The organism is Arthrobacter sp. H14 (assembly GCF_000520495.1).
Lineage (GTDB): Bacteria > Actinomycetota > Actinomycetes > Actinomycetales > Micrococcaceae > Arthrobacter_C.
The window spans coordinates 48,060-52,272 of sequence record NZ_KI914656.1 but is presented as its reverse complement, the minus strand read 5'-3'; the positions used below and the strand labels follow the sequence as shown (position 1 = coordinate 52,272).

The following is a 4,213-nucleotide window of genomic DNA, read 5'->3' as shown; positions in this document are numbered from 1 at the left end:
ACGCACCCGCCACGAAATCACCGTCGGCCTCGAGACCCCAACCGTTCGGGCGATCGCCGCGTTCGACTGACCCTGATGAGCCAGTAGAACCATCCTCGCCCGCCGGGCCAGCCCGGCCTTCACCGTCGATGACCGAACGATCGCGGCCAACCGCTCGTCATCACCATCACGCAATTGCAAAGGAGCTGTACGCATGCCCCAATTATCCCACCCGACCGTAAAACTATTTCAGCGACACGCCACTAGCGATAACCGTGGAGACCTATGGTTTTGCTCTTGTCGAAGGAAATGATTCAGGTAAGATTTCGAACCGTTTGTGCGAAGTTCCGGTAAACCGTAGCCATAAGAGCCTCCTTGCGGCTGGGCCGGTGATTAGGTGTTCACCCTTGACCGGCGGGATGTGATGTTCCAGCTACCTGTTCCGCTTCCGCGCACCCTTTTTTCTAAAGAGGCAGTAAGCGCCTGCACCCAGCAGGAGGAACCCGGTGGCTCCAATAAAGGGGAGTTGACCAGTCGTTCCAACGAGTATTAGCAGCACACCGGCCAGTAGGATTAACTTGCAGGCACTTGTATCAATACGAGACTGCTGATGCGCGGTTGCCGATTCCAGTTCCTTCGCCAGTTTCGGATCATCTTTGATGAGCTGCAGCTCCAACTGGGCCAGGCGCCTGCGCTCTTCCTCAGACAGGGGCATTGCGACCTCTCCAACGGCTCTTGATGCGCCTACCGGATCAATATTACCGGCTTCCTCGTACTGGTCGTTATGGTTCTTCTTCCGACTCCGTATGAGCCGTCCGCGGATTCAAATAGGCCTCCATGGCACTGGCGGGAATGCGGGATGAACGGCCAAAGTGCGCTGAGGGAAGTTCACCTGAATCGCGGTGCGCACCGACACCCCTTTGTCGCGGTGCCTGAGCCTCGGTCAGGTCGACTGCGCCGACCTCCGGATTGGTGGACGTCACCCGCGGCAGCGCCCGGTAGTTGGCCGGCTCGTGCGGTCGGCCAAGGATGTTCGCGGCGGTGATCCGCGCTTGGTACATCGCGACATGGGTGTACGCATCCTTACCGGTTACGGTCTTGGCCATCCTGAGCCGCCTCCTCCTCTTTTAGCAAGAACTTACTCTGCCTGCTTCAAGAGAGGGAACGATCCATCAGGCATCCCTCGCCATCCGTGCACAAATCCCGATAGAGATCCTGCGCAACCAGGTTGCCCAATTCCCAACCTGCAACGAGGCATACCAGACTGCCTTGGACCAGCCCCGGCTCTGAAGAACCCGATGGCGGTTTCTTGGTCGGCGGGCGAGCAGCGCTGGCCGTTCCAACTTGGATTTTGGGAAGAGTGTCCTCGATTACAGAACCAGTGACGTGACATCCATAGTGTTGCAGATGTATTCCCTTTGGGAATCACTACAAGGAGAGCCATACGGTTCGATAAAGCTAGAGTTTTGCACCCACCCTGTTGTGGGGTGGGTGCCGAACCACTAGCGTCCTCTAACCCCAACAGGAAACTATGGAGGCAACATTATGCAGAACATGTTTTCCAAGACTCTCGCCGTCAGCACCGTCAGCGGTCTCATGATCCTCGGAGGCGCCGGCATGGCCAGCGCCAGCACGGGAGATTCCGCCAACACCAATGTGGACGGTGTCACGACCGAGGTGTCCGACAACCGCATCGACGACAGCGCCAACCTGTCGCTGGACACCATCCTCAACGATGTGGTCGATACCGGTGACATCGCGAGCAACAACAACGTGCTCAGCGGAATCGACGCCGATGTGACGGATAACTTCAACGGCATCGCCAGCGGAAACGACGCTGACGTTGACGCCAACCCGGATGTGGACAGCAACGTTGACGCCGACACCTCGGCCGACAGCACCACGGACAGCGCCTACTACGGCGGCTACGACAACGAGGGCCTGCTGGGCGGATTGCTCTAGCCCAACCCTCAAGACTTAAGTGTGGCACCCATCCCAACCAGGGGCGGGTGCCACACCCATATCCGGCACCAACCACAAAAGCGGCCATCACCACAGGGCTATAGGTGTATCTCGCAGGTGTGGACGAGGACACTGGCGACGTCGCGTAATGCGCCTCGATGAAACGGTGACCGGCTTTCACATCCGCCTCCGGAACTGGTTCGGGCCACCGCGCATCTGCCCATTTCAAAGCCTGCCCAACCAATGTACGCCCGCTGGTAGGCTCTGCACAGGATAAATACTCTTCGACCCAACCCATTAGGAAGGCACCATGAATATCGGCCCACGCGCTGCTGCGTTGCTTGTACTGCCCGCCCTGACCGTGACTCTCTTCGGTGCAACCGCCGCTCCGGCCTCCGCCGAGGGGCCAAGACCAGGCTGCGGCTACGGCGACACAAACCATGCACATCAGGCCGCGCCGGGCCGTGATCCGCTGAACCTTCGCCCCGGCAACGGCTCCGGCGACCAGAACCACCCACACACCGCCCCTCCCGGTCAGGCACCGGAAGACGGCGGCGATCGAAGCGGACCCATGCGCGGCTGTCCAGCAGAGTTACCCAACTGACAACGCCGCCGGCGACCATGCCGGCAGCGGCACCTGCGGGCCGCCGCACCTGCGTGATCGGTCCGTGGGTGTACCCCGCGCGGTTACCGCTTCCATAATTAGAGTTGGAATTTCGGGCCAATCCCATGCTGGTGGGCCTCCAATGTGGTTATTCCCCGCAGTGGTCTGTGCATCGCCCAGCCTCACGCGTCCGGCTTGTCGGTCCAGAATCACCGGTACGCCGGCATCACGGTACTTTAGGGGAGTCGGTCGTTTCATCGGCGGGCCTCGATAATGACAAGAATGAACTCTTCGGCCCAATTGCATGATCGCAGGTGACCCGGCAACTTAAAATCTGCCGAGATAGCAGCCCTTCGCCGGCACTGCAGGGATGAACAAAAGTGTTTCTTTCTTGAGGACCTGCAACTCTAAGTTTTGGGTTGCTAGTTTGGCTCCATCGGGCCGTAGCTCACCTGTGGAGAGACGTGCCGGTACAGGCTCTGCCGGGTGACGCCAAGTTCTTTGCTGAGGTCGCCGACTTTGGTATCGGGTTGGCCCATGAACGCTTTCGCCAGACGGACTTTCGTCGGAGTCATTTTGAAGAGCCGTCCGCCCTTCCTTCCCCCGGCACGTGCTGAGGCTAGGCCGGCGATGGTGCGTTCGGAAATCAGTTCGCGTTGGAATTCGGCTAGTGCGGCGAAGATCCCGAAGACCACTTTGCAGATGCGGTGGTGGCGTCGATGGCTGCGCCCTGGCCGGTGAGGACTTTGAGTCCGATGCCGCGTTCGGTGAGATCATGAACGATGTTGACCAGATGGCGCAGGTCCAGGCCCAGCCGGTCCAAGCTTCCACACCACCAGAGTGTCGCCGTCCCGCAGATAATTCAGGCAGGAAGCGACTTCGGGCCCGGTCCTCTTTCTTGCCGGAGGCTTTGTCTTCATACAGCTGCGCTGAGTCTATGCCGGCGGCGATGAGCGCGTCGCGCTGAAGGTCGGTGGTTTTTGGAGCCGTCGGCTTTTGACCCGCGCATGTAGCCGACGAGCATCGGTTCTGCCGCTACTATCCCGTAATCCACGGACCAAGTCCTCTGTGTCCCAGATCGCAGAGCCCAGGGGAGGGCCGCATCTACACTTCTTGGCAAGAAGCATTCGCTGATGAAAGGCCCCGTCCATGAGGGCATACTCAATGGAACTGTGCTGCCGAAGCGCCACAAAAAAGAGCTGATCAAAATCGAAGGAAACTGGTACTTCCCGCCCGAGAGCGTCAACTCCCGCGGGGTGCACTGCACCAGCGGGCGAGTCACCTTAGAGATGATCTGCCGCCCGCGGCCCGAAAACGGCTTGGCCGTGCCCGTGTTTGCCGAGATTGACTCGGTGTCGTCGCCACCGGCGGCTCGGGCCGACTCACCGTGTCGCTACCTGTGCCGACGATCCCCGTAAGCGGCGAAATCCGGACGCAATCCACTCTCAAGGCAGCAACACCAGTATTTTGCCCTGCAACGCGCGCGCTGGCAAGTCGCCGCCTGGTGCCTATACCCAGGACGAGATCGCACAGTCCGAGGTCGTTCATGTATGCGCGGTGACGGTTCCAAAGATACCCATGGCCCGCTCGGCCGGCCGTCTCGCTCTATGCCGGCGATCTGGCCTCCACCCACGATCCGTTTCGGGACCGCTTATCGGCTGCTGCGCC

5 protein-coding genes and 1 pseudogene are annotated in these 4,213 nt (G+C 60.1%); 2 read left to right on the top strand and 4 right to left on the bottom strand.

Features of this window, described 5'->3' with window-relative positions; translation table 11 throughout:
* The 3 genes from Y707_RS29880 to Y707_RS0112740 form a co-directional block, all read right to left on the bottom strand.
* Nucleotides 1-195: helix-turn-helix domain-containing protein (locus Y707_RS29880; protein ID WP_162150219.1), on the bottom strand; the 195-nt coding region annotated here is incomplete at its 3' end.
* 217 nt (nucleotides 196-412) lie between these two features.
* Nucleotides 413-694 (bottom strand): DUF3040 domain-containing protein, encoded by a 282-nt coding sequence (locus Y707_RS33490; RefSeq protein ID WP_035781623.1) that lies wholly within the window; start codon nucleotides 692-694, stop codon nucleotides 413-415.
* A gap of 67 nt (nucleotides 695-761) precedes the next feature.
* A complete protein-coding gene (locus tag Y707_RS0112740) occupies nucleotides 762-1,085 on the bottom strand; it encodes a hypothetical protein (RefSeq protein WP_026535386.1) in 324 nt (107 codons plus the stop codon).
* Between the two features lie 439 nt (nucleotides 1,086-1,524).
* Here Y707_RS0112740 and Y707_RS0112735 point away from each other — a divergent pair, with 439 nt between their 5' ends.
* On the top strand, nucleotides 1,525-1,941 hold the full coding sequence (locus Y707_RS0112735; RefSeq protein WP_026535385.1) for a hypothetical protein: 417 nt from the start codon (nucleotides 1,525-1,527) through the stop codon (nucleotides 1,939-1,941).
* A 310-nt stretch (nucleotides 1,942-2,251) separates the two neighbouring features.
* Nucleotides 2,252-2,545 carry a hypothetical protein gene (locus Y707_RS0112730; protein WP_026535384.1) on the top strand — a complete coding sequence of 98 codons (294 nt, stop codon included), beginning with the start codon at nucleotides 2,252-2,254 and terminating at the stop codon, nucleotides 2,543-2,545.
* A gap of 422 nt (nucleotides 2,546-2,967) precedes the next feature.
* On the opposite strand, the pseudogene Y707_RS25685 reads toward Y707_RS0112730, so the two are convergent.
* Nucleotides 2,968-3,368, bottom strand: a pseudogene (locus Y707_RS25685) (recombinase family protein).
* Nucleotides 3,369-4,213: the final 845 nt, after the last annotated feature.